This is a genomic window from Exiguobacterium sp. S3, from assembly GCF_018617295.1.
GTDB lineage: Bacteria > Bacillota > Bacilli > Exiguobacteriales > Exiguobacteriaceae > Exiguobacterium > Exiguobacterium profundum.
Genome location: NZ_JACSJW010000002.1, coordinates 572,851 through 599,215, shown reverse-complemented (window position 1 = coordinate 599,215; position 26,365 = coordinate 572,851). Strand labels below are relative to the sequence as shown.

The 26,365-nt window shown below is 48.3% G+C and carries 28 protein-coding genes; 2 read left to right on the top strand and 26 right to left on the bottom strand.

The genetic code is table 11. The annotated features are described in order from the left end of the window. Positions 1-14: 14 nt before the first annotated feature. Complete coding sequence (locus KNO65_RS08030) at positions 15-2,639, bottom strand: transglycosylase domain-containing protein (RefSeq protein ID WP_214783061.1); 2,625 nt, start codon at positions 2,637-2,639, stop codon at positions 15-17. Between the two features lie 20 nt (positions 2,640-2,659). Beyond that, positions 2,660-3,286 carry a Holliday junction resolvase RecU gene (gene recU, locus KNO65_RS08025; RefSeq protein WP_015881499.1) on the bottom strand — a complete coding sequence of 209 codons (627 nt, stop codon included), beginning with the start codon at positions 3,284-3,286 and terminating at the stop codon, positions 2,660-2,662. Between the two features lie 356 nt (positions 3,287-3,642). On the opposite strand from recU, the gene KNO65_RS08020 reads away from it, so the two are divergent. Beyond that, positions 3,643-4,494, top strand: a complete 852-nt coding sequence (locus KNO65_RS08020) for a DUF3800 domain-containing protein (RefSeq protein ID WP_035387865.1) — start codon at positions 3,643-3,645, stop codon at positions 4,492-4,494. 119 nt (positions 4,495-4,613) lie between these two features. On the opposite strand, the gene KNO65_RS08015 is transcribed toward KNO65_RS08020, so the two are convergent. The 15 genes from KNO65_RS08015 to bshB1 all read right to left on the bottom strand — a co-directional run bounded on the left by KNO65_RS08015 (position 4,614) and on the right by bshB1 (position 18,788). Next, complete coding sequence (locus tag KNO65_RS08015; protein WP_214783058.1) at positions 4,614-4,901, bottom strand: hypothetical protein; 288 nt, start codon at positions 4,899-4,901, stop codon at positions 4,614-4,616. 250 nt (positions 4,902-5,151) lie between these two features. Continuing rightward, on the bottom strand, positions 5,152-5,811 hold the full coding sequence (gene nth, locus KNO65_RS08010) for an endonuclease III (protein WP_214783055.1): 660 nt from the start codon (positions 5,809-5,811) through the stop codon (positions 5,152-5,154). Continuing rightward, entirely contained in the window at positions 5,811-6,395 is a 585-nt protein-coding gene (locus tag KNO65_RS08005) for a DnaD domain-containing protein (RefSeq protein ID WP_015881496.1), read from the bottom strand. Before KNO65_RS08005 ends, nth begins: the two co-directional genes overlap by 1 nt. 62 nt (positions 6,396-6,457) lie before the next feature. Then, positions 6,458-7,759 carry an asparagine--tRNA ligase gene (asnS, locus tag KNO65_RS08000; RefSeq protein WP_159562147.1) on the bottom strand — a complete coding sequence of 434 codons (1,302 nt, stop codon included), beginning with the start codon at positions 7,757-7,759 and terminating at the stop codon, positions 6,458-6,460. Between the two features lie 20 nt (positions 7,760-7,779). Beyond that, positions 7,780-8,967 (bottom strand): pyridoxal phosphate-dependent aminotransferase, encoded by a 1,188-nt coding sequence (locus tag KNO65_RS07995; RefSeq protein ID WP_074037167.1) that lies wholly within the window; start codon positions 8,965-8,967, stop codon positions 7,780-7,782. Between the two features lie 20 nt (positions 8,968-8,987). Further along, on the bottom strand, positions 8,988-9,473 hold the full coding sequence (locus KNO65_RS07990) for a hypothetical protein (RefSeq protein ID WP_074037168.1): 486 nt from the start codon (positions 9,471-9,473) through the stop codon (positions 8,988-8,990). After that, complete coding sequence (locus KNO65_RS07985; protein ID WP_015881492.1) at positions 9,470-9,655, bottom strand: YpmA family protein; 186 nt, start codon at positions 9,653-9,655, stop codon at positions 9,470-9,472. Before KNO65_RS07985 ends, KNO65_RS07990 begins: the two co-directional genes overlap by 4 nt. 65 nt (positions 9,656-9,720) lie before the next feature. Next, the gene (gene dinG / locus KNO65_RS07980) at positions 9,721-12,531 is read right to left on the bottom strand and encodes an ATP-dependent DNA helicase DinG (protein WP_214783052.1); all 2,811 of its coding nucleotides are present in this window, start codon (positions 12,529-12,531) and stop codon (positions 9,721-9,723) included. Between the two features lie 106 nt (positions 12,532-12,637). Further along, positions 12,638-13,021 carry an aspartate 1-decarboxylase gene (gene panD / locus KNO65_RS07975; RefSeq protein ID WP_015881490.1) on the bottom strand — a complete coding sequence of 128 codons (384 nt, stop codon included), beginning with the start codon at positions 13,019-13,021 and terminating at the stop codon, positions 12,638-12,640. 5 nt (positions 13,022-13,026) lie between these two features. After that, a complete protein-coding gene (panC, locus tag KNO65_RS07970; RefSeq protein ID WP_214783049.1) occupies positions 13,027-13,857 on the bottom strand; it encodes a pantoate--beta-alanine ligase in 831 nt (276 codons plus the stop codon). Beyond that, positions 13,854-14,690, bottom strand: coding sequence for a 3-methyl-2-oxobutanoate hydroxymethyltransferase (gene panB / locus KNO65_RS07965; RefSeq protein ID WP_196430578.1), 837 nt, complete (start codon positions 14,688-14,690; stop codon positions 13,854-13,856). The genes panC and panB overlap by 4 nt, the downstream gene beginning before the upstream one ends. Positions 14,691-14,915: 225 nt before the next feature. After that, entirely contained in the window at positions 14,916-15,878 is a 963-nt protein-coding gene (locus KNO65_RS07960; RefSeq protein WP_214783046.1) for a biotin--[acetyl-CoA-carboxylase] ligase, read from the bottom strand. Further along, positions 15,851-16,990: a CCA tRNA nucleotidyltransferase gene (locus KNO65_RS07955; RefSeq protein ID WP_214783043.1), complete on the bottom strand. Its 1,140-nt coding sequence runs from the start codon at positions 16,988-16,990 to the stop codon at positions 15,851-15,853. Before KNO65_RS07955 ends, KNO65_RS07960 begins: the two co-directional genes overlap by 28 nt. Beyond that, complete coding sequence (bshA, locus tag KNO65_RS07950; protein ID WP_214783040.1) at positions 16,987-18,108, bottom strand: N-acetyl-alpha-D-glucosaminyl L-malate synthase BshA; 1,122 nt, start codon at positions 18,106-18,108, stop codon at positions 16,987-16,989. Before bshA ends, KNO65_RS07955 begins: the two co-directional genes overlap by 4 nt. Next, positions 18,105-18,788: a bacillithiol biosynthesis deacetylase BshB1 gene (bshB1, locus tag KNO65_RS07945; RefSeq protein ID WP_015881484.1), complete on the bottom strand. Its 684-nt coding sequence runs from the start codon at positions 18,786-18,788 to the stop codon at positions 18,105-18,107. Before bshB1 ends, bshA begins: the two co-directional genes overlap by 4 nt. Before the next feature lie 112 nt (positions 18,789-18,900). Between bshB1 and KNO65_RS07940 the strand changes: the two genes are divergently transcribed. Beyond that, positions 18,901-19,776, top strand: coding sequence for a YitT family protein (locus KNO65_RS07940; protein WP_214783037.1), 876 nt, complete (start codon positions 18,901-18,903; stop codon positions 19,774-19,776). Positions 19,777-19,818: 42 nt separating this feature from the next. Here KNO65_RS07940 and KNO65_RS07935 read toward each other — a convergent pair whose 3' ends face one another. From KNO65_RS07935 to KNO65_RS07895, 9 genes are all read right to left on the bottom strand, one after another. Beyond that, positions 19,819-20,277, bottom strand: coding sequence for a GreA/GreB family elongation factor (locus KNO65_RS07935; protein ID WP_214783034.1), 459 nt, complete (start codon positions 20,275-20,277; stop codon positions 19,819-19,821). Positions 20,278-20,341: 64 nt separating this feature from the next. Beyond that, on the bottom strand, positions 20,342-21,025 hold the full coding sequence (locus KNO65_RS07930; protein ID WP_214783031.1) for a zinc metallopeptidase: 684 nt from the start codon (positions 21,023-21,025) through the stop codon (positions 20,342-20,344). Between the two features lie 38 nt (positions 21,026-21,063). Then, positions 21,064-21,681 (bottom strand): DUF1405 domain-containing protein, encoded by a 618-nt coding sequence (locus KNO65_RS07925; protein ID WP_214783028.1) that lies wholly within the window; start codon positions 21,679-21,681, stop codon positions 21,064-21,066. 96 nt (positions 21,682-21,777) lie between these two features. Continuing rightward, a complete protein-coding gene (locus KNO65_RS07920; RefSeq protein WP_015881479.1) occupies positions 21,778-22,572 on the bottom strand; it encodes a menaquinol-cytochrome c reductase cytochrome b/c subunit in 795 nt (264 codons plus the stop codon). Positions 22,573-22,605: 33 nt separating this feature from the next. Then, complete coding sequence (gene qcrB / locus KNO65_RS07915; protein WP_015881478.1) at positions 22,606-23,277, bottom strand: menaquinol-cytochrome c reductase cytochrome b subunit; 672 nt, start codon at positions 23,275-23,277, stop codon at positions 22,606-22,608. A 19-nt stretch (positions 23,278-23,296) separates the two neighbouring features. After that, a complete protein-coding gene (locus tag KNO65_RS07910) occupies positions 23,297-23,797 on the bottom strand; it encodes a QcrA and Rieske domain-containing protein (protein ID WP_159562133.1) in 501 nt (166 codons plus the stop codon). A 110-nt stretch (positions 23,798-23,907) separates the two neighbouring features. Further along, positions 23,908-24,348, bottom strand: a complete 441-nt coding sequence (locus KNO65_RS07905; RefSeq protein ID WP_214691031.1) for a DUF2487 family protein — start codon at positions 24,346-24,348, stop codon at positions 23,908-23,910. Between the two features lie 160 nt (positions 24,349-24,508). Then, positions 24,509-25,042, bottom strand: coding sequence for a ReoY family proteolytic degradation factor (locus KNO65_RS07900; RefSeq protein ID WP_015881475.1), 534 nt, complete (start codon positions 25,040-25,042; stop codon positions 24,509-24,511). Between the two features lie 23 nt (positions 25,043-25,065). Further along, positions 25,066-26,340: a tetratricopeptide repeat protein gene (locus KNO65_RS07895; protein ID WP_214783025.1), complete on the bottom strand. Its 1,275-nt coding sequence runs from the start codon at positions 26,338-26,340 to the stop codon at positions 25,066-25,068. Between the last annotated feature and the right edge of the window lie 25 nt (positions 26,341-26,365).

The following is a 26,365-nucleotide window of genomic DNA, read 5'->3' as shown; positions in this document are numbered from 1 at the left end:
TCGCCCTGCTCTCCTTAGTTATTCCCATTGTTTGAATTATTGTTTCCACGATTCGTGTCTGACGATTCACCATTGGATTGTCCCTCTAACGGAGTTCCTGAATCATCTCCGTCAGTTGGTTCGTCTGTACCTTCGCCAGAACCTTCATCCGTAGCCGGTTCATCAGGAGTTTGTTCGTCGGTGGTATCTTCGCCGTTTCCGTCTCCGTTACCATTCCCGTTTCCGTTATCATTCCCGTTCCCGTTATTTTCGTCTGATGGTTCATCTTCGGAATTCCCCTCATCAGTAGGGTTTTCCTCTTCTTCCGTCGGTTCCTCTTTCGGTTCAATCGAATAGCTCGCTTGTGCCGGTGCCGATTGCTGTTCTCCCGTCAACGGGTTCGACGCATTTGCGACAATAGTAAACGTTGTGTCTCCTTCGGCCAAGTTTGCAATATTCACACTCGTCTCCCCGGTCGTTCCGACGACTTGCTCACTTCCATCGGCTGACTTTTGTGTCACCGTGAACGTGATATCCGTATAACCATCGGCTTGTGCACCATCGAAATCGTATGACCATGAGACAGAACCGGTTTGACCTTCTTCATCGTAGTTAACACTTGCCCCAGTCGGAGCAACCAACTTCTCAGGTTGAAGATCTTTTGGTTTTGTTCCTTTTACATAAAGCTCATTACCAAGTGACAAGACTGAGTCTGGACGTTGGAATCGATCCGGTTGTCCCGTCGCATTCGTCACTTGTTGCATCATATATTCGAAATAGTATTGGGCATAGTCAGGATCGAACGAAGCGACTGTCGAATCTTTCGTTTTTCCTGTCCATACTGAGATTGAGTAATCCGTAGAATAACCAGTAAACCATTTATCTTTCGGATTTGTAGAGTTAGGCTCGTTCGTCGTACCCGTTTTACCTGCTACGTCCCATGGGAATGCGCCAGGTACATAAGTTCCACCTTCAGCACTCACAACATCACGAAGCATGTCTGTCAACATATACGCTGTATAATCTTCCATCGCTTGCTTGGCTTTAATCGGTGAATTAATACTTGAACCATCATTGAATTCAATTTTTTGAATCAAGTGCGGTTTTGTATACATCCCATTCGCACCAAGTGTTGCATAAGCTGCAGCCATCTGTGTCGTGCTCGCTTCTGCCGTACCTAAAGCATTAGATTCGTTGAGTTCATCGCCAGAATATGAAGGTTCGATTCCTACATTTTTAACGAACGATTCGATTGCTTCTTGTCCATACTCATCCCGCACTTCTTGGAAAGCACGAACTGCTGGCGTGTTCGCTGAAATTTTCAAGTATTGGCGCATCGTATTTGGTCCACGGAAACCTGAATAATAGTTATTCGGACTATATGTGCCATCTAATTTAGCGTCAAGCAACACTTTACCTGTCGACCACTGCCCATTTTCAATTCCAGGACCATAATCGAAAAATGGTTTAGCTGTCGATCCGATTTGATACTTCTCATTTGAGTAGTCACGATATGTGGTATCACCTTGCTTCGCCTGTTGACTGTCTACGATAGCGACAATTTCACCGGTCTTTGTATTCAAGACGGTTGCACCCATTCGTAAATCTTCAGGGAAACTACTTGTTTGTAAATTAACATTATTCGATTTAATATCACTGTTGAGTTTTGTGTGTAACTCTTTGTTGATTGACGTATAAACTTTCAAACCAGTCCCGTAAATATCTGACTGTTCAAGACCATAGTCCTCTTCTAACTCATTCAATACACGAGAGTAAATCGCACGTGTGAACGCTTCTTCTTCCGTCTCTTCACCTGGTGAGATGACGTCAGCAATGGCAACATCGAGTGCCTCATTGTATTGTTCCTCAGAAATATGTCCGTCACGTTTCATTGCAGACAAGACTTGCTCTTGACGGTAGCGAGTCAACTCCTGATCACCATTGATTGGATCGTAGGCACTTGGACGTTGCGGGAGACCTGCGAGAATCGCGGCCTCTTGATAATTGACCTCAGAGACCGGCTTATTGAAGTAACGTTTCGATGCGGTTTGCACACCGTATCCGCCACTACCGTAATAGTTTTTGTTCAAGTACATCTCTAAAATCTGTTCTTTCGTATACTCACGCTCGAGTTTGAGTGCGAGCCATTGTTCTTGAAGCTTACGTTTCAACTTCTTATCTGTCGAAAGGAACGACTGCTTGACCAATTGTTGAGTGATGGTCGATCCACCTTCTGCACCGAAACCCTCTGTCAAGTTGGCAACGACGGCTCCGCCGATTCGACGTAAGTCAATCCCGTTATGCTCATAGAAACGACGGTCTTCAATGGACACGACCGCTTGTTGCATCACTTCAGAGATGTCGTCGATGGAGACATACTCTCGAATCTGACCCGCCCCTTCGAGCGGTTCTCCTTCAGCCGAAAGCAACTGAATCGGATACGTATCGACAAGTTTGTCTTCATCTAGTTCTGGCGCCGTCGCAATGGCATATACCGTATATGCGCCGAATGCGATTACCGCAGCAATAAATAACATGAAACCTAATAAAAAGATGCGTTTCCACATCGGTTTCTTACTTTTCGTCTTTGATTGTTTCCCAGTTTTTTTGCGTTTATTCGTCGTCGAATCTTGTCGACGTGCGACCCTACTTCGCTCCATTCATGGTTCACTCCTTCTATTCAATCGAGCCATTGATCGAGCACCGTCAAATAATCAATCGACGGCAAGGCTCTCGTCGGAACTTCAATCGCTTCCTTTTCGATAAAGCTGAGCGGAATCGATTTGCGCCCCGTTAACCGTTGTTCCCACCACTGAACAAGTTGCTCGGTGGTCAATACATATTGCGTATTATAGCGACTAAAGCGGATGATGACAAAACAAATCCCTCCATGACGTTCACACTCACGCATGTGGGCGATTTGGTGGTCATGAAAATTGCCGAGCGGAAACGATGTCTTATTATTCGTTTCTTTCGCTTCAAAGTCAATGTACCTACCACGATAAACACCGTTGTAATCGGTCGTAGATGCCTGTTTGAAATAGGCTTCCGTTACTTTGGCGGCACTTCGCTTTGGATAGTCGACTTTGACGATTTGGAGAGGGGTTGGTTTTTTGTGGATGACGGCTCGTTGATGAATCCGATAAAACTCATTCGTTTCATTTAACAGCGTCTCCAAGTTCATTCCGCGATTCGCATAGGTTTGAGAATTCGATGATTGCTTCGAAATTCCTTCCCCCTTTGTTGTCTTTGTCACGTTTGCCTTTTTACCGTTTGGATAATGGAACAATGTCGTCACCCCATACATACATATTAACAGGTCGGTCCACTCGTTCCTTCCGTCTCAGGTCTGATTGTCGACTTCTGTCGGTCGACACTTGTGTGGAATTACCGCAACACATATCGTACCAAACTCCCGTATGTTAAACTAGTATGTAAGCGATTGTGTATCCAAATTGAAAAGCTCTCGTTATGTATGATTCGATTGCTTTTCTATGATAATAGCACTTCTACTGTTTATCCAAGATGACACACCGATAAACCTCATTGATGTCATTCTAAAAAAAATGTGCAATATCTGTGCAATAGATTGACCAAATTATCATTTGGAAATAAAATAGGGTGCTTAAAGACGTTACTGTTAAGCCGTTTTGGAGGGATTGGATGGAAAGTGGAAAGAAGTATGTCATGTTCGTCGACGAAACAGGCACACCGAAGGGAAATACGCAATTTAACTTGACTGGCGTGCTGATGGAATATAAGTATTCAATCGATGCAGACGAGACTGGATTACCGTGTGAATTGAAACGACGTCTTCAGGCGTTCAAACGAGATGTGTTCAAAACGGAGCATATCCCACTTCATTTAAAAGAAATTTTAAAAGCGGAACATCCTTACGGAAAAGAAGATGGGATCACGATTGATATGTTGCGCGACTTTTGGGATAAACTCCCTGAATTTTTGCGAGGAATCGACTGTACAATCGTCAGTGTCGAGGTCGATAAACAAAAGCTTCATGACTTTTATTCGACGCCAAAAGATCCGTATGTCGTCGCATTCGCTCACCTGATGAAGTCATTCTATGCGTTTTTAGAAGAAACAGAGGCAGTAAGTGCCCGTGTCGTCCTGGAATCCCGAGACGATTATCAGAACTTACTGATTCAAAAAGCATTCTTTGATATTTTCAACTCAGGTACCGTTCATTTAGACGTCGAAAAGAGCCGTCAAAAAATTAAAGGCTTCATCTTCTCTGAGAAGCAGAACACGATGTATCAATCTGGCTTAGAAATCGCTGACCTCGTCTGTCTGCCACTTTCTCGCGTTCGTCGTGGCGTGATTGAAGTGAAACCACGGTTCGTCCATTATGGGGACGAGAACCGAATCTTTAAAGCCATTAAGGACAAAATTTACATCCGTAAAGAAAGTCCGGACCAAGATTTCCGAAACTGGGGCTTCAAAAAAGTGCCAATCACGAAAAAACGTCGCGAATGGAGCGACCATCCTTGGAATCATTAAGCAAAAACGCATCGACACATTGCGTGTCGATGCGTCAGCTTGTTGACTAACATGAATCTTATCGCTCGCCTGTCCGGCGCCCACGCTTTCCTCAGGCAATCCCGGAGCCGCATCGCGACCTAGGTCGCTGCTGGGTCTCCGTCGGATTGCTTTCCTGTAGGAGTCGGGGCGCCGTCGGACGAGCAACGCAAACGGTCGTCATCTGGCGGCCGTTTGTCTTTTTCTAAGACCAAGACGGCCGAAGAAAAAACTCGATACTTACTTCGAATCGATGTATCAGGGGAAAGGGAAGGTAAACGCCGAGCCCGCCCGCCATCAATCCCGAGATCATCCGCCCCGGCCCGCCGTTCAACATCCGTTCCGTTCGTCAGACCGTGAAGGATGAATCGTGTCGACTTGTTGATCATCAGATCCGCCCCTGTGTGTTCTTCTCACACCATTATATGGAATGAAGGACAAAAGGTGACCAAGAACGGGCAGGCGAGACTCCTGAGGGAATAGCAAGCAAAGGGAGACCCAGCAGTGACGCAGTCGCGATGCGGCTCCCTGCTTGCCCCTAGGAAAGCGAGCCGTGTCCGGGTTGGGCATATAAAAGACATTAAACCTATACTTTGTCTACAGTCTGACGCATCGACACATTGCGTGTCGATGCGTTTTTTATGTGGTGACTTTCTGTGACTTCATTCGTTTCTTTCCTTCACGGCACATATGCAACAGTGGGCATGCCTCACAGCCTGGGCGTTGTGCCTTGCAATGATATCGTCCGAAGAAGATGAATTGATGATGAAGTTGTGACCATTCCTCGCGTGGAAACTTTTTCATTAATGTATCCTCGACTTGTCGAACATTGTCTTTCCAGCGACAAATACCGAGACGCTTGGATACTCGTTCCACATGTGTGTCAACCGCAAACGCCGGTTCATGGAATGCAACAGAAAGGACGACGTTTGCTGTTTTACGACCGACTCCGGGGAGCGCCTCTAACGATGCTCGGTCAGAAGGGACAATCCCCCCATGCTCGTTCACAATTTTTTCTGAGAGTGCTTTTACATTCTTCGCTTTGTTACGGTACAGACCAATCCGTTTAATCAATGCCTCAATCTCAGACACGTCAGCCGCAGCCATCGCCTCGACAGACGGAAACGCTTCAAACAATCCTGGTGTCACCTTGTTGACGAGCGCATCCGTCGCTTGTGCGGAGAGCGCGACCGCGACGACCAATTCAAAGGGATTTTGATGCGTCAACTCGCAATGAGCGTCTGGGAACATCTGCTTCATCGTATCTGACACTTCCTGTAATTGTGCTCGCGTCAACATCACTTATTCCTCCGTTGATATTCCACGACATCCTCGAGCGATTCGACATGATGGTCTTGCCAAACGCGCAGGATTTTGTCCATGTATTTGAAGTTTCGCACGTTTCGAAGTTTCGCTTCACGAAGTGCGGCCATGATGAGTTCTTCGCTGAAGCCATCTTCCGTCATCCAGCCGACAATTTGTTCAATCTCGAACGGGGTGATCGTTCCAAATTCCCTCTCAAACGTATGAATGATATTCTCATTCAGTGTCTGCTGTGGCGCAACTTTCTCTTCCCCTTGTAACGCTTCGAAAAGTGGCAATAGGCTATATCGCTCGCCATCACTTGAAGCGTCAATCGCGATCAACTCTTTTTGCAACAGACCAAGTAGCACTGAGCGCGCCTCATTCTCTGAAACATTCAATCGTTTCCCTAGCTCACTCGGGAGCGGCATGACGATGCCTTCTCCAGTCATTTCTAGAAGATGGACGATCAGACTGAACTCGACGGGTGACAAATCGAGGCGTCTCGCATCGGTGAACAGCTTTCGTGGAATGACGACCGGACTTTGCTCGAATAATTGAATCAATTGATGTGCATCCATGTCGCACTTCCTTTCTAAGACACATTAATCGGGGAGGACATGGTGTCTTCCCCGATTAATCGTTAAGGGTGAATTCGGTTTAAAAGACGTGGGAACGGAATCGCTTCACGGATGTGCTCGATTCCACTGATCCATGCGACCGTACGCTCGAGACCAAGTCCGAAACCAGAGTGTGGGACCGAACCGTATTGACGAAGTTCAAGGTACCAATCATACGCATCCGTTTCGTCGAGACCTTCCTTGATGATCTCTTCTTTTAAACGATCGTAGTCGTCCTCACGTTGAGATCCCCCGATGATTTCACCATATCCTTCTGGTGCAATCAAGTCCGCACACAGAACAAGTTCTGGATTCTCAGGGTCTACTTTCATGTAGAACGGTTTGATTTCTTTTGGCCAATGCGTGATGAATACCGGCTGATCATGTGCGTTGGCAATCGCCGTCTCGTGCGGTGCACCGAAATCATCACCGTATTCGATGTCGTCGAATCCTTCTGCCTTCAAGAACTTGATGGCATCTTCGTAACGAACACGAGGGAACGGCGCTTGTACTTGTGCCAATTTCTCAAGGTCACGTCCAAGCAGTTCCAGTTCATTTTTACAGTTCGCAAGTGCTGCCTGTGCAATGTATGAGACGTATTGCTCTTGAATCTCAAGGTTCATGTCATGATCGACGAATGCCATCTCCGGCTCAATCATCCAGAACTCAATCAAGTGGCGACGTGTTTTTGATTTCTCCGCACGGAACGTTGGACCGAACGAGAATACTTTTCCTAGGGCCATCGCCGCTGCTTCCATATACAATTGACCCGTCTGAGAAAGGTAGGCTGATTGACCGAAATAATCTGTTTCGAACAATTCTGTCGTCCCTTCCGGAGCACTGCTCGTAAGGATTGGCGGATCGATTTTGACAAATCCTTCTTTGTTGAAGAATTCATATGTCGCACGAATGATTTCGTTACGAACTTTCATAATCGCGTGTTGGCGACGTGAACGGAGCCATAAGTGACGGTTGTCCATCAAGAATTCCGTTCCGTGTTCTTTCGGTGTGATTGGATAATCAATCGATTCCGCAATCACTTCTAAATCTGTCACTTCCAATTCAAATCCGAGTGGTGTACGTCCGCCATCAGATTTGACATTCCCTGTGACCCAAACCGAAGTTTCTTGAGTAATCCCTTTGGCTAACGTAAATAACTCTTCCGCCACGTCAGCTTTTACAACGACTGCTTGAGCAAAACCGCTTCCATCACGTAATTGAAGGAAAGCAATCTTACCACTTGAACGTTTATTGGCAATCCAGGCCCCTACACGGACCGATTGGCCTTCATAATCTTTAAATTGGTTAATCGAAATAGTTGTCATATTCTTTTCCATCCTTTCGCTTATCGAGCGTGCTCCGTAACGAATTCTTCTACTCGATCGAGCGCTTCTAATACGCGTTTTAATTCAGTTGCATAGGATAATCGTACGTAATCGTCTTGTCCGAAGCCCGAACCAGGCACAAGTGCCACGTTTGCTTCTTCAAGAACAGCTTCACACCAAGCATCGACGGTGTCATAGCCACTTTCTGTGGCCGCGACCTTCGCGTTGGCATATAAGTAAAATGCACCTTGTGGCTTCAAACAAGTGATGCCAGGGATTTTGACGAGACGGTCGTAGACGATTTCAAGTCGTTCCTCGAACGATTGACGCATCATTTCCACATCTTCTTGTGGTCCATTGTACGCTTCTACCGCAGCCGCCTGTGCGACAGATGTCGGGTTTGATGTCGAGTGTGAGGCCAGATTCGTCATCGCGCCGATGATTTTTGCATCACCAACGGCATATCCGATTCGCCAACCTGTCATCGCGTGAGATTTCGAGACCCCATTGATGATGATCGTTCGTTCACGCATATTCGGAAGGGTCGCAATCGATACGAACGATGCATCACCGTAAATCAATTTTTCATAAATTTCATCGCTAACGACGAGAAGATTGTGTCGAAGAACGACATCGGCGAGTGCCTGTAGCTCCTCTTTCGTATAAATCATTCCCGTCGGATTAGATGGGCTGTTCAAGATGACGGCCTTTGTACGAGCTGTAATTGCATTCTCCAGTTGAGTCGGCGTCAATTTAAATGACGTCTCTTCATTCGTGTCGACCAAGACAGGTTCTCCGTCCGCCAATTTGATTTGTTCCGGGTAACTGACCCAGTATGGGGCTGGGACAATCACTTCGTCCCCTTCATCTAAAATAGCTTGGAACAGAGCGTATAGGGCATGTTTCGCACCTGAAGCAACCATCACCTCGTTGCGTTCGAACGACAATCCACTATCGCGTTTCGTCTTTTCAATGATGGCATCTTTCAACGCGACTGTCCCGCCAGATGGCGTGTATTTTGTGTCTCCATCTCGAGCGGCTTGACAAGCAGCGTCGATGATTCGTTCTGGTGTGTTGAAATCAGGTTCACCCGCGCCGAGACCAATGACATCTTTGCCTGAAGCTTTCAGTGCCTTCGCCTTAGCTGTAATCGCTAAGGTAGTCGATGGTGTGAGTTGTTTTACACGTTTCGCTAATAGATGTTCCATCATAATCCCCCTCTAATTCATTACATTTGATCGGTCAATTGGACCCGTCGAATAAATTCTCCGGTCTGAAGCGTATAGTACGAATACGTATAAGACGCATCCGCTTTCGTGACCACTTCGATGAGTGCCCGTTCGTCAAAACCAACCTTACAGCTGACCAGTTGTCCGCCTGTCTCCTCAACTGACTTCGAACAGACGTCAGTAGCGTCCACTTCACCGATTTCTCGTTGCTCGATCTCTAGCTTTTTATCCAATGGGACAAACCAAATGGACTTCCCGTCTACTTCTGGGAAGACGACATATGCCTCTGTCCCATTGAACAGTTCTCCCTGACCCACTCTCGCGTCTGGAGATTCTTCAGTCAATCGTACCATCGCCGTTTCGACGAGCTTTTCTTTTTGATTCTCTGTATGACCGATGGTGAATCGATACATCACGCTAAAGACAAGGACGACACCAATCAGTGCCGCCAGTAATGAGACGATCCATTTTGCCTTTCTGGTCATTCTGTACGATAGATGGTGAAGACCATCTCTTCCTTCTTCGGATCATTCACTTTCTTCTCAAGTGACAAACCGAACATTAAATCCTGACTCTTTAAGGTCCGATTCAATAAGTCGACAATTTTGTAGACGTCCGCAGTCGGTTCGATGCGCACGCTCGCCAGCGTCTCAATATTCGAGTTCATATTGACTCCTCCTCCAAAAACACTATACGTATCATTATAAAACGATAATATCGTGATGCCTAGCGTTATCTGTCATTTCGTGCCACAGACTTTTCCTTCTCATCTAAGAACAACTCTAACTCGGATAACGACGTTTCAAGCGTTCCTTCAATCCGGTCAACTTTAGGCAAGCTGTTGATGAACTGTTTGCCGTAACGTGTCGTCTCCACACGTCGGTCGAACACGAAGACGGCACCATAATCCCCTTTCGATCGAATCAATCGACCGACACCTTGTTTGAAGCGAATGACCGCTTGGGGCAGGGATAACTCAAAGAATGGTGATTTCCCCATCGCTTCAATTTTCTCAGAACGTGCTTGCATGATCGGCTGGTCGGGCGGTGCGAAGGGAAGTCTTACAATGACAAGGCATGTCAACGCCTCCCCTGGAATATCGACACCTTCCCAAAAGCTTGCTGTCCCAAAGAGAATCGACTGTTCCATCCGTTTGAACTGTTTCGTCAAGCGGCTACGCGAGCCGCCGCTCACACCCTGTGCGAGAAGTGTATAAGACGTGTCAAGATGGTCTTTGACTTGTTCGTAAGTGAGTCGAAGCAATTCGTTCGATGTGAACAAGACGAGCATCCTCCCTTTCGTCACGTTCGCAATTTGGACAATCGACTGGGCCGTCTGGTCGACGAACTGAGGAAGCGGCACTTCATTGATCAATGGGAAGTCCGACGGTACAAACAGTTTGGTCTGGTCTTTGAAGTTGAATGGTGACGGTAAGACGACTCTTCGGACCGGTTCTCCTTCTAATCCGAGGCGTCGTTCCATAAAGCTGAACTTCCCTGAGACCGTCATCGTCGCTGATGTTAAGATTGTCGGTCGCTTCTTAAACAGACGTTCATGCAACAGCGGTCCGATTTCGACGGGTTGCGTGTACACCGAGGTTAATTTCCGATTTCCTAAATTCAGTTCGACCCAGCTGACCGCATCATCGTCACGCGTCAGCATCGTCTCATAGATGACACTCTCGAGTTCGCGCACGTCTCCAATCAACGTTTTTAAATCACCGAGAAGGGCGCGCTGTTTGAACGTCATATGTTCTTTACGTTCATCGAGCAGTCGATGGAGGTGTCGGAGTGACGTCCGCAACGTTCGCAGTTTGTCCTCGAGTCGATTGGCCACTTCTCGAATTGGTCTAAACGTTGCCCCTTCCCGTTCGAAACGAACCGTTTGTCGAGGTTCTTTTTTCTTACCTAACGATTGAAGGGAAGTCAGAAGATCTTCGAGTTCTTCCTCGACCCTTGCAAGAGCCGAATCAATTTGTTGACTGAATGCCTCCGCTTCTTCGGTTACGGATGTCAAATCGGCTAGCTGAATGATGCGAGAATGGAATTTGCCATCTGCTCCGTAGCCGAACCATTTGAAGAGGCGGTCAAATTGAATCGCATCAAATGTCACACCGAAATGATGAGAGGCCACTTCCTCGACTTGATGAGCCTCGTCTAATACGAGAGGTGTGTCCGTCGGTAAAATGCCTGCCTGATGCTGTAAATCCGAGAACAGTAAAGCATGATTGGTCACAATCAGGTCCGCTTCTTTCGAGCGCAACACGGCTTTCGTGAAAAAGTCACGGCTATACCATGGGTCGAATCGACCAAAATCATTAGAAGCATCTGCTTGAATCAAACGCTTGAACGAAGCAGGACCTTGTGTCGCAGATCCCGGGAATGAGAGTTCCTCTAAATCTCCGGTCTCGGTTTCTGTGAGCCAGACGAGTACCATCGCTTTACACATCGATGCTAAAAGACCGTCATTTGATTCGTCGAGCACCATCTCGAACTTACGCAAATCGATATAATTGCGTCTCCCTTTCAACAACGTGAATTCGATCTCAGGAAAAATCTGACGAAGAACAGGTAAGTCTCGATTTAACAACTGTTCTTGCAATTGAATGGTATGCGTACTAATGACGACCGGGCGTTTCGTCTCGAGGGCATGGTGTGCACTCGGAATCAAGTACGCAAGCGTCTTACCCGTTCCCGTACCCGCCTCGACTAATAATGTTTCCTCATCGTCTAACGCTTTATAGACGTGACGCATCATTTCGAATTGACTCTGTCTCGGTTCAAACTGATCAAACAGTGAAGGGAGTGTCTCTTCGATCGTCCGCAAAAGGAACGGCTCGAACGGTTCACGTTCTGTCGTCGGGACGAAGGCATCCACCGGTCGCCTTAACGCAATTTTGCGGTGGATATCAAAACGTGTTTCGTCGTCTGGACGAATCCCGACCTCAAGGATCATCTCATCGAGTAACGGTTCGATATGACTCGTCCATGACTCAGATAACTCTCGAAGTCGTTTCAGCGTCACCATCGGTAAATCGCGTAAACGGTCGAGCATCCGGATGAAGAGCTCGGCTGTCGCCTCTGCGTCACTGAGTGCCCGATGTGCGTCTGTATGTACGAGGTCAAACGTATCCGATAGCGCTTCTAACGCATGGCTCTCTAAAGTCGGATACAAGATACGAGCCAATTCGACAGTATCAATGGCTCTCCCTTGAAACGCAAGATAACCCGCTTGTTCAAGACTCTCATTTAAAAAAGTTAAATCAAATGCGACGTTATGCGCGACAAACACCCGTCCATCTAGCATTTTCCAAATGTCGGGAATCACATCTTCAAATGTAGGTGCATCACTTACATCTTCGTCACTAATCGTTGTCAATTGCGTAATAAAAGGTGGGATTGGTCGACTCGGTCGAATCAAGGTGCTGTAGCGCTCTATCACTTCACCCTCTTGTACGACGACCGCCGCAAACTCAATCAATTCATCTCCGGACTTAACGGAATGACCCGTAGTCTCTAAATCCACAATCACATACGTGTCCATAACATCCATCCCATCTTTGGCACGCTCGTGCTTTCTGTCTGTCTCATCTTACCATAGAACGAATAACGAAAAAACGGGGATGCCTCTGCCGACACCCCCGAATCCTTTACAAAATTGTATGAGCAATCTCTTCGTAAAGAAGTTGATCGACCTCATTTTGTTCGTTCAACACAGCTACTTTCGGACGATGCGTTTTTGCCTCTTCCGCTGTCATTTGACCGTAAGCCATGATGATGACAACATCACCGACCTGGAAATGACGTGCTGCCGCTCCGTTCAAACAAATCACGCCTGAACCGCGTTCCCCTTTGATGACATACGTTTCGATGCGAGCACCATTATGGTTGTTCGTAATGTGTACATGTTCATTCTCCATGATACCGACCGCATCCATCAAATCCTCATCGATTGTAATTGAACCGACGTAGTGTAAGTTTGCTTCTGTCACTGTTGCTTTATGAAGCTTTGCGTGCATAAATGTACGAATCATTGGATTCATCCCTTCTTCCAAATCACATTATCAATCAATCGGGCCCGTTCAAACTGAATGGCCACCGCTAACAAGAGTTCGGTCGAGTCGCTCGAGACGGTACCGAGCGTCGGGTAATCGACAAGCTCGACGTAATCGATTTGACTGTTCGGAATCTCGTTCAAACGTTCAGTCAGCTGTCGTTTTACTTCATCAACTTGTTGACCTGTATCGAGTGCCTCTCGCGCCATCGTCAATGCGCTGAAAATCCGACTCGCCTCTACCGTTTCGACATCTGACAAATAGACGTTTCGAGAAGATTTGGCTAGTCCTGTCTCCTCACGAATAATCGGGCAGCGTCGAATCTCGACTGGAACGAAATAATCTCGGACGTATCCTTCGATGAGTGCCACTTGTTGAGCATCCTTCAGACCGAAATAAGCGCGTGTCGGTTGAACAAGGTTAAATAATTTTGAAACGATTGTCAACACACCATCAAAATGACCGGGACGACTCGCCCCACATAATACGTCCGCCCCGTGACGGACGGTCACACGCGCCATGTCAAGTGGATACATCGTCTCCGTCGTCGGATAGAACAAGACATCGACTCCCGCATCACGTGCCAACTTCTCATCCCGTTCAAAGTCGCGGGGGTAACGGTCGAGGTCTTCATTCGGTCCGAACTGTGTCGGATTGACAAAAATACTCATGACAACGACGTCATTTTCCCGTCGCGCGTTTTCAACGAGGCTCATATGTCCTTCATGCAAATATCCCATCGTCGGCACGAAGCCAATCGTTTGGTTCGTAGGTAACGCAATACGTAATTCTTCGACGGTCGATACAATCTTCATCCTTTTCCTCCATACAATGAGTCAAGTAACGACTCATCCATTGTGAACGTATGGCGTTCTAACGGGAAGTGACCGTTCTTCGTCTCTTCGACATAAGAACGGATAGCATCCGTCGCCACTTCATTCACGTCTGCATACGCTTGGACAAATTTAGGGAGACGGTCCACCCCATATTTCAATACGTCATGATAGACGAGCACTTGGCCGTCGACATCTGCACCTGCACCGATTCCGATGACAGGAATCGTCAATTCTTCTGCGATCCGTTTTGCCAATTGGTGAGGGACACACTCAAGGACGAGCATCTTCGCGCCAGCACGTTCCGCAGCCAAGCTATCTTGAAGGAGTGTCTCGGCAGCCTCTAGGGACTTCCCTTGTACTTTATATCCTTCTAGGACGCCAACCGATTGAGGGGTCAACCCTAGATGGGCGACACATGGCATGCCGACTTGTGTCAAGCGGTCAATCGTATGAAGCACGTCACCGGCCCCTTCTAGTTTGATGGCATCCGCACGGCCTTCTTGGAATAAACGCGATGCTGCCTGTAACGTCCGATCGAAGTCTCCGTGATATGACGCAAACGGCATATCTACCACAACGAACGTATTTTGTGCTCCGCGGCGTACCGCTTTCGAATGATGGAGCATGTCCTCCATCGTCACCGGAATCGTCGAATCATAACCAAGTACGACCATCCCAAGTGAATCACCTACTAAGATCAAATCGACACCGGCCGATTCGGCAAGTTTGGCTGACGGATAATCATATGCCGTCAACATGACGAGCTTTTCTTGCTCGTTCATTTTTTTTAACAATGTAGTCATCGTGTGCATCTGTTTCTCCTCCTAAACGTGGAGACAGGAAAGAATAAACGCCTTCTTACACAGATGGCAAGAAGGCGCACGAAAAACAAATTCATGGTTTTCATGAGTTAGTGTCCTTCTGTCCCTGTCATAATGATCAAGGCAGACAACTGAATGTGACAGTCTGCAAGCGCGGTACACTTCAAGAATTGATAGCGTCCGACACATTAAGTATAGTCGATGGTCTCGCTTTCATCAATCATTCCACACTGCAATCTCAGCAGAATAGACCGGTTCGACCGTTCCATCCACTTCGAGTAGCAACGCCCCCTCGTCCGAGATGCCACGCATGACACCTGTTCGCGACGTCCGGGACCCACTCAAGGTGACCGACTCATTTAAATAGGCGGCATGTTTCATCCAGTTCAAGCGAACGGGCGCAAATCCCACGTCAAGGAACCGATCGTATTCGGTCTCGAGTTCTGCCAACAGTTCTGCCAATAACTCACTGCGATGATACCGCGTCCCGGTCTCTAAATACAGGGAGGTCGCCCGGTGCGCCAACTCCGTCGGAATGTCATCGCCGTTGACATTCATTCCAAACCCTAAAATGACGGCTTGGATGCGGTCACCTTCCGTTTGCATTTCTGTCAGAATGCCTCCGATTTTCTTGCCATTTAGCAGTAAATCGTTTGGCCATTTGATGGTCACGTCAAGGTCACGTGCATTCAACGCTTTCGCAAACGCACTCGCCGCCATCAAGGTAAGCTTTGATGCGTCGCGAATGGGCAACTCCGGCCTTAAAATCACACTTGACGCGATATTGACGTGCTTCGGATTGTACCAATTGCGACCGAGTTGTCCGCGACCGGCCGTCTGTTCCTCGCTCATGACGAGCGTCCCCTCTGGCACGTGTTGTTGAGCCAGCTCATGGGCGATTCGTTGTGTCGTGTCGATTTGGTCAAACGCATGGACGATTTGACCGAACCGTCCCTTCCGATATGACGCAAACGCCGGTTCATCGAATCGGTCACTTTGCTCAAGCAATTGGTATCCTTTTCTTGGGATCGTATGAATCGCATAACCGTCTTGCTTAAGCGTTTCGATATGTTTCCAAATAGCGGTACGTGAAATATTTAATTGACGGGCCAACTCTTGGCCACTCCATACTTCACCATCTTGTAATAGCGTCAGAACACGCCCGCGCGTTGAAGCCATCGTTTCGCCTCCTCTTTCAATACTGTCTCATGGTTCGGTAACTCGTTTAAGATGACGCGTCGCTCGAGGTCGGCTAACAGATGCTTGATCGCTTCCCCTCGTGCCCCGAGCGCTAAGGCGTCCCGGCCGTTAAACTTTAACTCTTTCCTTGAAGTCATCGGGAGCGACTGTTTCAGTTCACGGCTTCGGTCTCTCTCCCCGTTCATTCGGAAATAAGTGGAGAGCGTCTGTTCATCCGTCGCATAAATCGTCATCCGGTCAAGCCCCGTCTCACAGAGCTGTGCAAGCGTACGTGCCTCTCGTTTGATGGCGTTCGACCGTTTCCATGGCGATAGCCAGCTGTCATCCTGTGCATGATAGAGAAAGAGTGCCCACCCGCTGACCGCGTTCACAGGGGTCCGAGCGTCCTCTTGGACACGCTGCATCAGTTCGGTCGTCACGTTCGGTAAATGACGATGAATGCCGAGCTCGACCATCTCACCTAGTGCTTTCTTGTACGCAGGTCCCGTCAACAGTTTCTCAAATTCGATTGCGATACGCTCCATCGCAATCTGTTCGAGCTTATGACCGAGCCCGCTCGCCGCTTCCCGCAACTCGTCATGTAAGGCGAAGTCGAGCTGTGACATGAAGCGAAGCGCGCGCATGATGCGTAGCGCGTCCTCTCCGAATCGTTCAAACGGACTGCCGACTGTTCGGATGATTCGTTCTTCTAAATCATGTTGACCACCGAATAAATCGACCACTCGTCCATCATGGAACGCCATCGCGTTCATCGTGAAGTCCCTTCGTAATAAATCCTCTTCAAGCGATACCCCGAGTGCGACATGGTCCGGTCGTCTCGAATCCGAATACGATCCTTCCGAACGGAACGTCGTCACTTCGAACGGATGGTGGTCAATAATGACCGTGACGGTCCCATGTTCGATACCGGTCGGAACCGACTTCGGGAACAGCGCCATCACCTCTTCCGGGAAGAGGGACGTCGCCAAATCGATATCATCGGGCAGACTCCCGAGCACATAATCCCGAACAGCACCACCGACGATATACGCCTCGCCACCATGCTGTTCGATCGTGTCGATGATTTGTTTTGCGTATTCCCATTCCGTCATGATGTCACCACCTGTTCATACAAGCGTTCATATTCGGTCACGATATCTTGTGAGGCGAAGCGCCGAGATTTCACCAATCCGTTTTGTCGGAACCGTTCTCGAAGCTCACGATCGGTCAAGAGCCGCTCCATCGCAGAGGCGGCCTGGCTCGCATCCCCTTTAGGAACGACGAAACCGTCCTCACCGTCCGTGATCACTTCCGGCAGCCCACCCGCATCGCTCACGACAGAGGGCACACCCGTCGCCATCGCCTCGAGCGCCACGAGACCGAACGCCTCCTTGTCTGATAACAGGACGTGAACGTCGCTGATTGCAAGAAGTGCGGCGACTTGTTCTTGTTTCCCGGCAAAGATGACTTGCTCTTCAAGCCCCATCTCCGTCACGAGTCGACGCATCGCACCCATGAGCGGACCATCTCCGACGAGCAATAGTTTCTTATTCGTCACATCCATCTGATCGAACGCCTCCAGGACGAGGTCGACGCGTTTGACAGGACGGAAGTTTGAAATGTGGATGGCGACCCGGTCCTCATCCGACAAGCCGTACCGTTCCCGGAGTGTCGGGTCGAATTGAGGCGTATACACCGATTCATCGATGAAGTTATGGATGACTTGGATCGGCAAATCACTGGCAATCCGCTCTTCTGTCTCCCGTTTCAAACTATGAGAGACCGCCGTGATCGCGTTCGATTGACGCAGCCCGTATAGAATGGCCGGTTTCAGTTCCTCGTCCTCACCGAGCACGGTAATATCGGTCCCGTGTAACGTCGACACGATCGGAGTCTTCACTCCCGCCATCTCGCGACCAAGCGCGGCACAAACGGCATGCGGTACGGCATAGTGTGCATGGATGACATCAAGCCCGAACGATTGGATGACGCTCGCGATTTTCGCTGAGAGCGTCATGTCGTACGGCGGATACCGAAAGACCGAATATTGATTGATTTCGACTTGATGGAACGTGATATTCGGGTGATAGGCGTTCAAACGAAACGGCATGCTGCTCGTAATGAAATGAACGTCATGTCCTCGGTCCGCAAGCTTCATGCCGAGCTCTGTCGCCAATATCCCAGAGCCTCCGACCGATGGATAACACAGAATCCCAATCCGATATGTCATGCGAGCTCACCTGCCTGTTTTACGACATACGGTCGAACGCGCTTCAAGCCTTCCGCATAAGCGACGCCAATCAAGCTCCCAAAATGGCGTTCACGGGCGATGACCCGTTCCACGTACGCATCGGTGAGCGGTGTCTTCACCCCATCGACGGGGGTGAACTGACTCGCGTAACATTGAAGCGCCCGTGTCTTCACTTCGATCGTGTCACTAATATCCACGCACACATCCGGTTCGACGTGAGCATTGATCATATATTGGTACACACTTTCCGGACGATATGCCTCGAGTTCGGGTAAGTACTTTCGGATCCCGGCATTAAACAGCGCCTCTGTCACGAGATGGGCGCAGGCCGCATGGTCCGGATGGCGGTCGACCTCATATGGATAGAGCAAGTGGGTTGGGCGTTCACGGCGAATCAAGGAGACGATTGCCTCGAGCTGCTCTTCTCCCCCGTCAATCCCACGGTCTTTAAATCCTAGATTGATTCGACGGACACCAAGCACGTCATCAGCCGCACTTGCCTCCTGTCGTCTCGTTTCTACATCACCATTTGAAGAAAGTTCCGCTCTCGTCAAATCGACGTATACGACCTCAGTCTTCTCTTTCGTCCATTGGGCGGTCATGCCGGCGATCCCGATTTCGATATCGTCCGGATGTGCCCCGATGGCTACTACTTTCATCTACATCACCTCTTCTTTGAAAAGTATAGCCGACTCGTTTCTGAATGTCATATGTTCAGGGTAGTCAATCGAACTGTTTTTCGAGTACTCTATCTAAGGGGAGGTGAACCTGATGACGGTACAATTACCGATTCGTGTTCGAAATATTATTTTTATCTTAATAGGTTCTTTTATTTTTGCATTCGGCGTTTATCACTTCAACGTCCAAAATAATTTGGCCGAGGGTGGGTTCACCGGGATCACATTGATTCTCCGCGGACTATTTGATATCTCACCTTCTGTCACGAACTTGGTACTAAACATCCCGCTCTTTTTCATGAGTTACAAGTTGTTAGGTCGCACGACCTTCATCTATACGCTCATCGGGACGTTTTCCTTTTCACTTTGGTACGCACTCATCGCCAAGTATTCGACGCTCGTCATCAACTTGACAGATGACATGGTGCTCGCAAGTCTGTTCGCCGGGCTCTTCATCGGGGTCGGTCTTGGCATCATCTTCAACAATGGCGGGACGACGGGCGGCGTCGATATCATCGCACGACTCGTACAACGCTATTTCGGATGGTCGATTGGGAAGACGTTTCTCATCTTTGACTTCTTTGTCATCGTCCTCAGTTTGACATACCTCGACATTCGTGAGGCGATGTACACGCTTCTCGCCGTCTATATCGGGGCACGCGTCATCGACTCGATGCAAGAAGGAACGTATGCCGGTAAAGCGGCGATGATCATCAGTGACCACCGCACTGCTATCGCCGACGGTATTCATGCGACGATGAACCGCGGCACGACCCGACTGCTCGCGAAAGGCGGTTATTCGAACCGAGAACTCGAGGTCTTATATGTCGTCGTCGGCCGTAACGAAGTGAACCGTTTGAAGACAATCGTCAAACAAATCGACCCGCATGCGTTCGTCACGTTCCATCACGTGTATGAAGTCGGAGGCGAAGGGTTTACGTTCGATGAAAATCGGATGCCTTTGAAATAAGCAAAAAAATCGCCTCGTTCACAGGGATGAACGGGCGATTTTTTATGGTTCGATGTGGAGCACCTCGACTTGAATCGTACCTCCTGGCGTTTCGATTTGAATTGTTTGACCAATTGTCGCACCCATCAAACGACGACCGAGTGGCGATGTCACGGATATGCTTCCTCGTTCTATATCCGCTTCTGCCTCACTCACGATTCGATAGCGCTCGGTCTCTTCTTGTTGCATTTCCCGAATCACGACCTGATTTCCGAACGTCACGACTTCCGAACGTTCCGATATAACGATGATCACGTCATCAAGGAGGTGATTCAGTTCTAAAATATCCGCCTCGATCCGTTCATATTCATGTACCGCTTCACGATAGGTGACGTCTTCACGGAAATCACAAAATTTTCGAGCCGTCCTTATCCGTTCACGCGCATCCGTTCGCTCTTTTTTTAGCCTCACAAGTCGATTTGTCAATTGGTGATGACCTGTCTCTGTCAGTTGCGGTTTCATTGACAACAATTCCTTTCGTCAAAAAATTAAAAAATCCCGCCTACCGACGGGATTCCATTCAATCCTATTCATCACGCGGCATAAAGACGATGAGTGCCAAGCGAATAAGTTCGGCAACCGCAACGAGCGTTGCAGCGACGTAAGTCCAAGCCGCGGCATTCAACACTTTCCGTGCACCTGTCTCTTCTGTCGCCGTCACGATTCCGTGAGACGTCAATTGCGCCATCGCTCGTTTCGATGCATCGAACTCGACCGGTAACGTGATCAACTGGAACACGACCGCCCCGAGCATCATGATGACACCGAGTTGAGCCAACCCGAGTGCCTCGAATAAGAATCCTCCGAGCAACAATGGGAACGACAAGTTCGACGTGATGTTGACGACCGGAACAAGGCTGTGGCGGACGCGCATCATCTTATAGTCTGTCGCATCTTGAATGACGTGACCGATCTCGTGCGCAGCAATCGCGGCAGACGAGATTGTCGACCCTTGATACACTTCGCGAGACAAACGAACGACTTTATTGACCGGGTCATAGTGGTCGCTCATGAGTCCGTCGACCATTTCGATTCTCACGTTGTGCACACCGTTTTGTTTCATGATGAAATCAGCGACTTGTGCACCTGTGACACCGCTTTGGAGCGGTTGTTTCAAAAACTGCTTATACGTACTTTTCACTCGCATCTGGGCCCATAGGGGGATGAGCATGATCAGTGCAAGATAGAAAATATAGCCACCTAATGACATTTTCTATTTCACCTCTGCATGTATTTAATAATTTGATTTTACATTCTTATGACCTTATTTTCAAGCGATGGACGTAGGACGAAGGCATATCCCATAAAAAAACATAATCCTGTCAACCAAAAGGAGCCGTAGCCGATCCACATGATGTGTTCTGCCAGTGACGGATAACGTGGCCATTGACCGAGTACATAATCGACGATGTCATTATGAATTACCCAAATTAGCGTACATACAAACGAGGTGACCGTCCATTTCATGAATGGCGCGTAGATGAGCGCTTGTAAGGCCATTGCACCGTGAGAGACCATCAACATGACGGCCATCAAGATGGTCAAGGTCGGCGCATCCGGTGGTAACGTGCCCAAATACATGATGTTCATAATCACGGCCCAGACCCCGTATTTAATCAACGTGATGAAGGCCAGCGTCTCGAACAACGGGGAGCGCTTGTTAGCTAACCAAAGTCCGAGGACAATCGTAAAGAAGAATGATGCTGTCGGACTATCCGGTACGAACAGCCAATAGATGTACGGTGTGTCACGTAATTGAGGCTCGTACCAGATATACCCGTAAATCGTCCCTCCCAAGTTGATGATCAATAGAATAGTCAATACAATCCGATGCATCAAGAACGGTTTTAAAAACATGGGGTTCATTGTCTCAATCCTTTTTCTTCAGTTTTCTTCAGTTTATCGTATGCGTCGTGCAGAAGTAAAAAAGTGTAGCCCGATATTCAGGCTACACTTGATGACTTACTTGTTATTTTCGCCGCCTTCACCGTATGAAGCGATGAACTCAGACATGGCTTGGAGATCTTCATCTGAACCATCCCACTGACCAGCTGGCATCGTACCGACACCGTTGACCGCGATTTCCGCGATTTCTTCAGCCGTATACTGTGTGCCGACGAGTGCTGGAGCCGCTGCTCCACCTTCTAGGTTTTGACCGTGACAGTTGACGCAAGATTGAGCTGAATAAATCTCATATCCTGGAGCCGCTGTATCGATTTCAGGACCTTCACCTGGAATTTGAAGCTCACCTTGTGCATGAACTTGATCCCAGTGTGTCGTTTGAACAGATTCCCAAGTCAAGTAGAAGACCGAGAGAATTCCAAGTAACATGAAACTGATCGCGACTGGACGTTTCGCCGGTCGACGCTCGAGACCTTGGTCAAGCCATGGTGCAACGAGAAGTGCCGTGAACGCCAAGCCTGGAATAATGACTGTACCAAGTAAGATCCAGTCCCCAGCAGCGAATTGATATTTGAGTAATTGATACAAGAACAAGAAATACCAGTCCGGCAACGGAATGTATGACGTGTTCGTTGGATCGGCGATATTTTGAAGCGGTGGTGCTTCGACAATTGTCAAAGCGATGAATCCGATCAAGAAGACCGATCCTACCATCCACTCTTTAAGCAAGAAGTTCGGCCAGAACGCCTCTGTGCGTCCTGGGTATTCTGAATAGTCTTTTGCAATGTTTTGTTTCCGATTCGAGATTCCTACTCGAGAGTCGGTTACAAATTTCATCCCTTTACCGCGATGCATATCGTTTCTCCTCCTTTTTCTCCTCGAATCGGCTTATAGCGGTCCAGAAACCCCTTGTTTACGAATCATCAAGAAGTGGGCTCCCAACAGTCCGAACAATGCCGCCGGTAAGAAGAAGACGTGAATTGCGAAGAATCGTGCGAGTGTGCTCGCCCCGACAATCTCACCACCAGCGAGAAGTGTCTTCGCAATACCACCGATAACCGGTACACTTTCAGCGATTTGAAGCGTAACTTTCGTTGCGAACAATGCCTTCATGTCCCATGGAAGCAAGTATCCTGTGAGTCCGAGCGCCAAGACGACGAAGAACAAGAGAACACCAACGACCCAGTTGAGCTCACGTGGCTTCTTATACGATCCCGTGAAGAACACGCGGAGCGTATGTAAGAATAACATGACGATCGCTACAGATGCGCCCCAGTGGTGCATCCCACGAACGATTTGTCCGTGTGCGATCTCATTTTGCAAATAATACACCGACGCGTGCGCGTTGATGATATCTGGTACGTAATACATCGTCAAGAACATCCCTGAAAGGATCTGGATGACGATTGTAAAGAACGTCAAACCGCCAAAACAATAGACAAATGCAGAGAAGTGATGAGCAGGGTTGACGTGTTCCGGTACTTCATGGTCTGCGATATCGCGCCAGAGCGGTGTGATGTCTACGCGTTCATCGACCCAGTCATAAATTTTTTGTAACATCGGCTAGTTCCCCCTCTCATTACTGAGCGACTGGACTACCTAAATATAGGAAGCCGTCTTTTTCTTCTTTTTCATAACGTGCAAGTGGTGCTGTCGGCGGTGTACCTGGAATGTTCGTTCCATCTTTTTCGTAACGTCCCAAGTGACACGGACAGAAGAATTCTTGTGGACGAGTCGGATCACCAGCGAATGCTACCTGACAGCCAAGGTGTGTACAAATCGGAGAAAGTGCGATGATCTCGCCACTATCTGTTTTGTAAACCCATGCTGAAAGCGTTTCTTCAAATTCATACCAAGCATCTTGTGTTTGTTTCTTAAAGTCGACACGTTGCGGCTCAGTCGTGATGTCATCAAGACTCATTACTTTTACTTTGTCGCCTGCACCAGTTTTTTTCAAAACCGGATCGATCGCAAAGTTGACCATCGGACTGATCAATGTTGCCGCCATAAAGCCACCTACTCCAGTCAGTGTGTACGTTAAGAACTGACGGCGCGTGACTTTTGACCCATTTTGAGCCATTTCGTTCCCCCCTCATTCGTGTGCATAACCCCATAATTCTTTATGCATTCTTCACAAAAATTTCTCACTCAACAAAATAGTATATCAATAAAACCTCTACGTCAACCGCTTCATGTCGCCATCCAACGGCTCGAAAGTTCCGTGATGACTTGTGTCGCAAAATTCTGGACCATCGTGTGCGCTTGATCGCTTGACATCGATCCAAGCGCGAGCGGCGGTACGAACAAAATCGGCAAATCAAATGCTTTGAAACGGACGTCTGACGCGATAAACAATACGTGAGAAAATCCGGATGAATTTGCTTTCGCCACCACATCCTGCGCCAACTTCACACCAGCTTCCACATCGGTGTAACTGATGGTCGGGCTGAGCATCGTTCGACCAGATAATTGACGTTCTGTCTCGGCCGTGACGGCATGAATCACTTCATAGCTTTCGGCTTTGCGAACCATATCCTCACCAAACGCCAATTCTGCGAGCGGAACGATGAGCGTATCGACGTATTGTCGTTCGGCAATCGAGCGGAGTGCCCCTTGACTATCGAACCTCATCTTTTCCCTCCTCTCCTTCATATCTCATCATGTCTATTGTAGCGTACATGACTTCGCTCACCTTTCAAAGTTATGAACGAACTGTGAAATAATTGTGTATTCCTACGTAATTAATATACCAAAAAACAAGCGCCTACCGGAACGGAAGCGCTTGTTTTTTTCAAAATAATTTAGATGCTCGCACTTGATGAAGTTGAGTCGTCAGATTGCGGAATAAATTCTCGTCTCGTCGGTCGAGCGCTTTATCGATTTCAATCAGCAATCGTTCTTCTTCAAATTGAGCAACCGATGCTTGAATGACCGTTTGAGCAGAGGAAGAGACTTCGTCTCTCACTTCTGCCACTGGTTCAAACGGATTCTGTTCGACGATGTCGACCCAGTTCTCATCAATCATCATACCTTGAAAATTTAACTCTACATAGATTGGCCCATCGTGTAGACGGATGTCATGATAAGCCTTCTCAGGATTCATGGTCACAAGGTCTCCCCGTCGGTATCGAAACGGTTCACCGTCAAACCCGTACGCTGTCATCACGAGACTTCGTGGTGAGACCGAAGCGTTTGTCACGAAATGAACGTTGCCAAGCTTTTCAGGATGTCTTAACCAATAGTCAAGAATCCACTTTGCTTCACGTTTCCGAAGCGTATGATGAGCGACGAATCGCTTCAAAAAATTACGTTTCCGCTCGACCATCTGACCTCATTCCCTTCCCTTATTCATTCTACGTCATCAGACAATTGTTCGAGCTGTTCTTCGAGCGCTTGGCGATCATCGAGGTCGACCACCAATGCAAGCGATTGCTCGACCACACGTCGCGCGTCATGTCTACGACTTTCCTCTATCAACAGTGTAGCCCATTCCGTCACAAATGACACGTCCTCTTTCATCATCGGTTCAATTGAGGCATATAGACTGACCGCTTCGTCGTACGCTTCGAGCTCATATTTCGCCTTCGCCTTGTACCATGTCATGAGTGGCGACGTCGCATGATCTTCGAGTGCATCGATGGTTTCGAGAACATCATAGAATTCTCCTGCTTCAAATAAAATCGATAAGAGCAATTCGGTCGCTTGTAACGACTCTGGATTTAACACGAGCGCCTCACGAAGTTCTTTAATGGCACCGTCCCGATTTCCGAGTTTGAGAAGCAGTCTTGCTTTGACGTGGCGTAGTTCATCATTATAATCGTCGCGCGTGATACCTTGATCGACGATCTCAATAGCCTCTTCCGTTTGCCCGATTGCATCGAGTGCCTCGGTATAGGGCAAGTAGAGCGACGTGAAGTCTGGGTCCATCGCCTGAAGCTCTTTGAACTGCTTGATCGCCACTTCCTCACGTCCGATCCGATGAGCCGTCATCGCATGACCGAAGACAGTGTTCAAATCGCGATGTGTGGCCCGCTCATATTCTTCGAGCGCCTCTTCAAACGATCCGACCATCGTGAGGGCCTCCGCGTAATCCGCTTGATAGTCGATTTCAACCGGCAACTTCATCTTCGGAAGTCGCGCATAGAGTGGAATGGCTTGTTCAAATGAACCGGTAGAGGCATACAATTCAGCCAATCCATAGATGAGTAAAGGTTCATCCGGATTTTTCTCGAGCGCCTCCATCAGTTTCTTCACTGCCACTTCATCCAATCCTTGCGATTGATACAGGTCAGCGAGGAGGACGAGGCTCCTCACTTGCGTATCTGCGTCATCCGATTTGATTTTTTCAAGCACGGCAATCGCTTCCTCTTCACGGTCACTATCTAAATACGCTTCCGCTAGCGATAAGGCGACATTCGGGTCTCCCTCATAGTCGACGTATAGCTTTGAGAGAACAGCTGTCGCCCGGTCGGCAAGACCTAACTCTAAATAGAGGTCGGCGATGGCTAAACGGTCATCATCCGACCCTTCCTTCTCAAGTTCTTCAAGATGCATGAGTGCATGTTCCGTCTCACCTGACTCAAGCATCTCGATTATATGTGTTAAAGCTGATTCATCTAGCATGGTTCGTCCTCCTGGGCTTCGGTTT

Excerpts from the sequence above, each read along its gene's own strand:
- KNO65_RS08030 (WP_214783061.1), bottom strand. The coding sequence starts at position 2,639 with ATGGAGCGAAGTAGGGTCGCACGTCGACAAGATTCGACGACGAATAAA.
- recU (WP_015881499.1), bottom strand. The coding sequence starts at position 3,286 with ATGTATGGGGTGACGACATTGTTCCATTATCCAAACGGTAAAAAGGCA.
- KNO65_RS08020 (WP_035387865.1), top strand. The coding sequence starts at position 3,643 with ATGGAAAGTGGAAAGAAGTATGTCATGTTCGTCGACGAAACAGGCACA.
- KNO65_RS08015 (WP_214783058.1), bottom strand. The coding sequence starts at position 4,901 with ATGATCAACAAGTCGACACGATTCATCCTTCACGGTCTGACGAACGGA.
- nth (WP_214783055.1), bottom strand. The coding sequence starts at position 5,811 with ATGTTGACGCGAGCACAATTACAGGAAGTGTCAGATACGATGAAGCAG.
- KNO65_RS08005 (WP_015881496.1), bottom strand. The coding sequence starts at position 6,395 with ATGGATGCACATCAATTGATTCAATTATTCGAGCAAAGTCCGGTCGTC.
- asnS (WP_159562147.1), bottom strand. The coding sequence starts at position 7,759 with ATGACAACTATTTCGATTAACCAATTTAAAGATTATGAAGGCCAATCG.
- KNO65_RS07995 (WP_074037167.1), bottom strand. The coding sequence starts at position 8,967 with ATGGAACATCTATTAGCGAAACGTGTAAAACAACTCACACCATCGACT.
- KNO65_RS07990 (WP_074037168.1), bottom strand. The coding sequence starts at position 9,473 with ATGACCAGAAAGGCAAAATGGATCGTCTCATTACTGGCGGCACTGATT.
- KNO65_RS07985 (WP_015881492.1), bottom strand. The coding sequence starts at position 9,655 with ATGAACTCGAATATTGAGACGCTGGCGAGCGTGCGCATCGAACCGACT.
- dinG (WP_214783052.1), bottom strand. The coding sequence starts at position 12,531 with ATGGACACGTATGTGATTGTGGATTTAGAGACTACGGGTCATTCCGTT.
- panD (WP_015881490.1), bottom strand. The coding sequence starts at position 13,021 with ATGATTCGTACATTTATGCACGCAAAGCTTCATAAAGCAACAGTGACA.
- panC (WP_214783049.1), bottom strand. The coding sequence starts at position 13,857 with ATGAAGATTGTATCGACCGTCGAAGAATTACGTATTGCGTTACCTACG.
- panB (WP_196430578.1), bottom strand. The coding sequence starts at position 14,690 with ATGCACACGATGACTACATTGTTAAAAAAAATGAACGAGCAAGAAAAG.
- KNO65_RS07960 (WP_214783046.1), bottom strand. The coding sequence starts at position 15,878 with ATGGCTTCAACGCGCGGGCGTGTTCTGACGCTATTACAAGATGGTGAA.
- KNO65_RS07955 (WP_214783043.1), bottom strand. The coding sequence starts at position 16,990 with ATGACGGAATGGGAATACGCAAAACAAATCATCGACACGATCGAACAG.
- bshA (WP_214783040.1), bottom strand. The coding sequence starts at position 18,108 with ATGACATATCGGATTGGGATTCTGTGTTATCCATCGGTCGGAGGCTCT.
- bshB1 (WP_015881484.1), bottom strand. The coding sequence starts at position 18,788 with ATGAAAGTAGTAGCCATCGGGGCACATCCGGACGATATCGAAATCGGG.
- KNO65_RS07940 (WP_214783037.1), top strand. The coding sequence starts at position 18,901 with ATGACGGTACAATTACCGATTCGTGTTCGAAATATTATTTTTATCTTA.
- KNO65_RS07935 (WP_214783034.1), bottom strand. The coding sequence starts at position 20,277 with ATGAAACCGCAACTGACAGAGACAGGTCATCACCAATTGACAAATCGA.
- KNO65_RS07930 (WP_214783031.1), bottom strand. The coding sequence starts at position 21,025 with ATGTCATTAGGTGGCTATATTTTCTATCTTGCACTGATCATGCTCATC.
- KNO65_RS07925 (WP_214783028.1), bottom strand. The coding sequence starts at position 21,681 with ATGAACCCCATGTTTTTAAAACCGTTCTTGATGCATCGGATTGTATTG.
- KNO65_RS07920 (WP_015881479.1), bottom strand. The coding sequence starts at position 22,572 with ATGCATCGCGGTAAAGGGATGAAATTTGTAACCGACTCTCGAGTAGGA.
- qcrB (WP_015881478.1), bottom strand. The coding sequence starts at position 23,277 with ATGTTACAAAAAATTTATGACTGGGTCGATGAACGCGTAGACATCACA.
- KNO65_RS07910 (WP_159562133.1), bottom strand. The coding sequence starts at position 23,797 with ATGGCTCAAAATGGGTCAAAAGTCACGCGCCGTCAGTTCTTAACGTAC.
- KNO65_RS07905 (WP_214691031.1), bottom strand. The coding sequence starts at position 24,348 with ATGAGGTTCGATAGTCAAGGGGCACTCCGCTCGATTGCCGAACGACAA.
- KNO65_RS07900 (WP_015881475.1), bottom strand. The coding sequence starts at position 25,042 with ATGGTCGAGCGGAAACGTAATTTTTTGAAGCGATTCGTCGCTCATCAT.
- KNO65_RS07895 (WP_214783025.1), bottom strand. The coding sequence starts at position 26,340 with ATGCTAGATGAATCAGCTTTAACACATATAATCGAGATGCTTGAGTCA.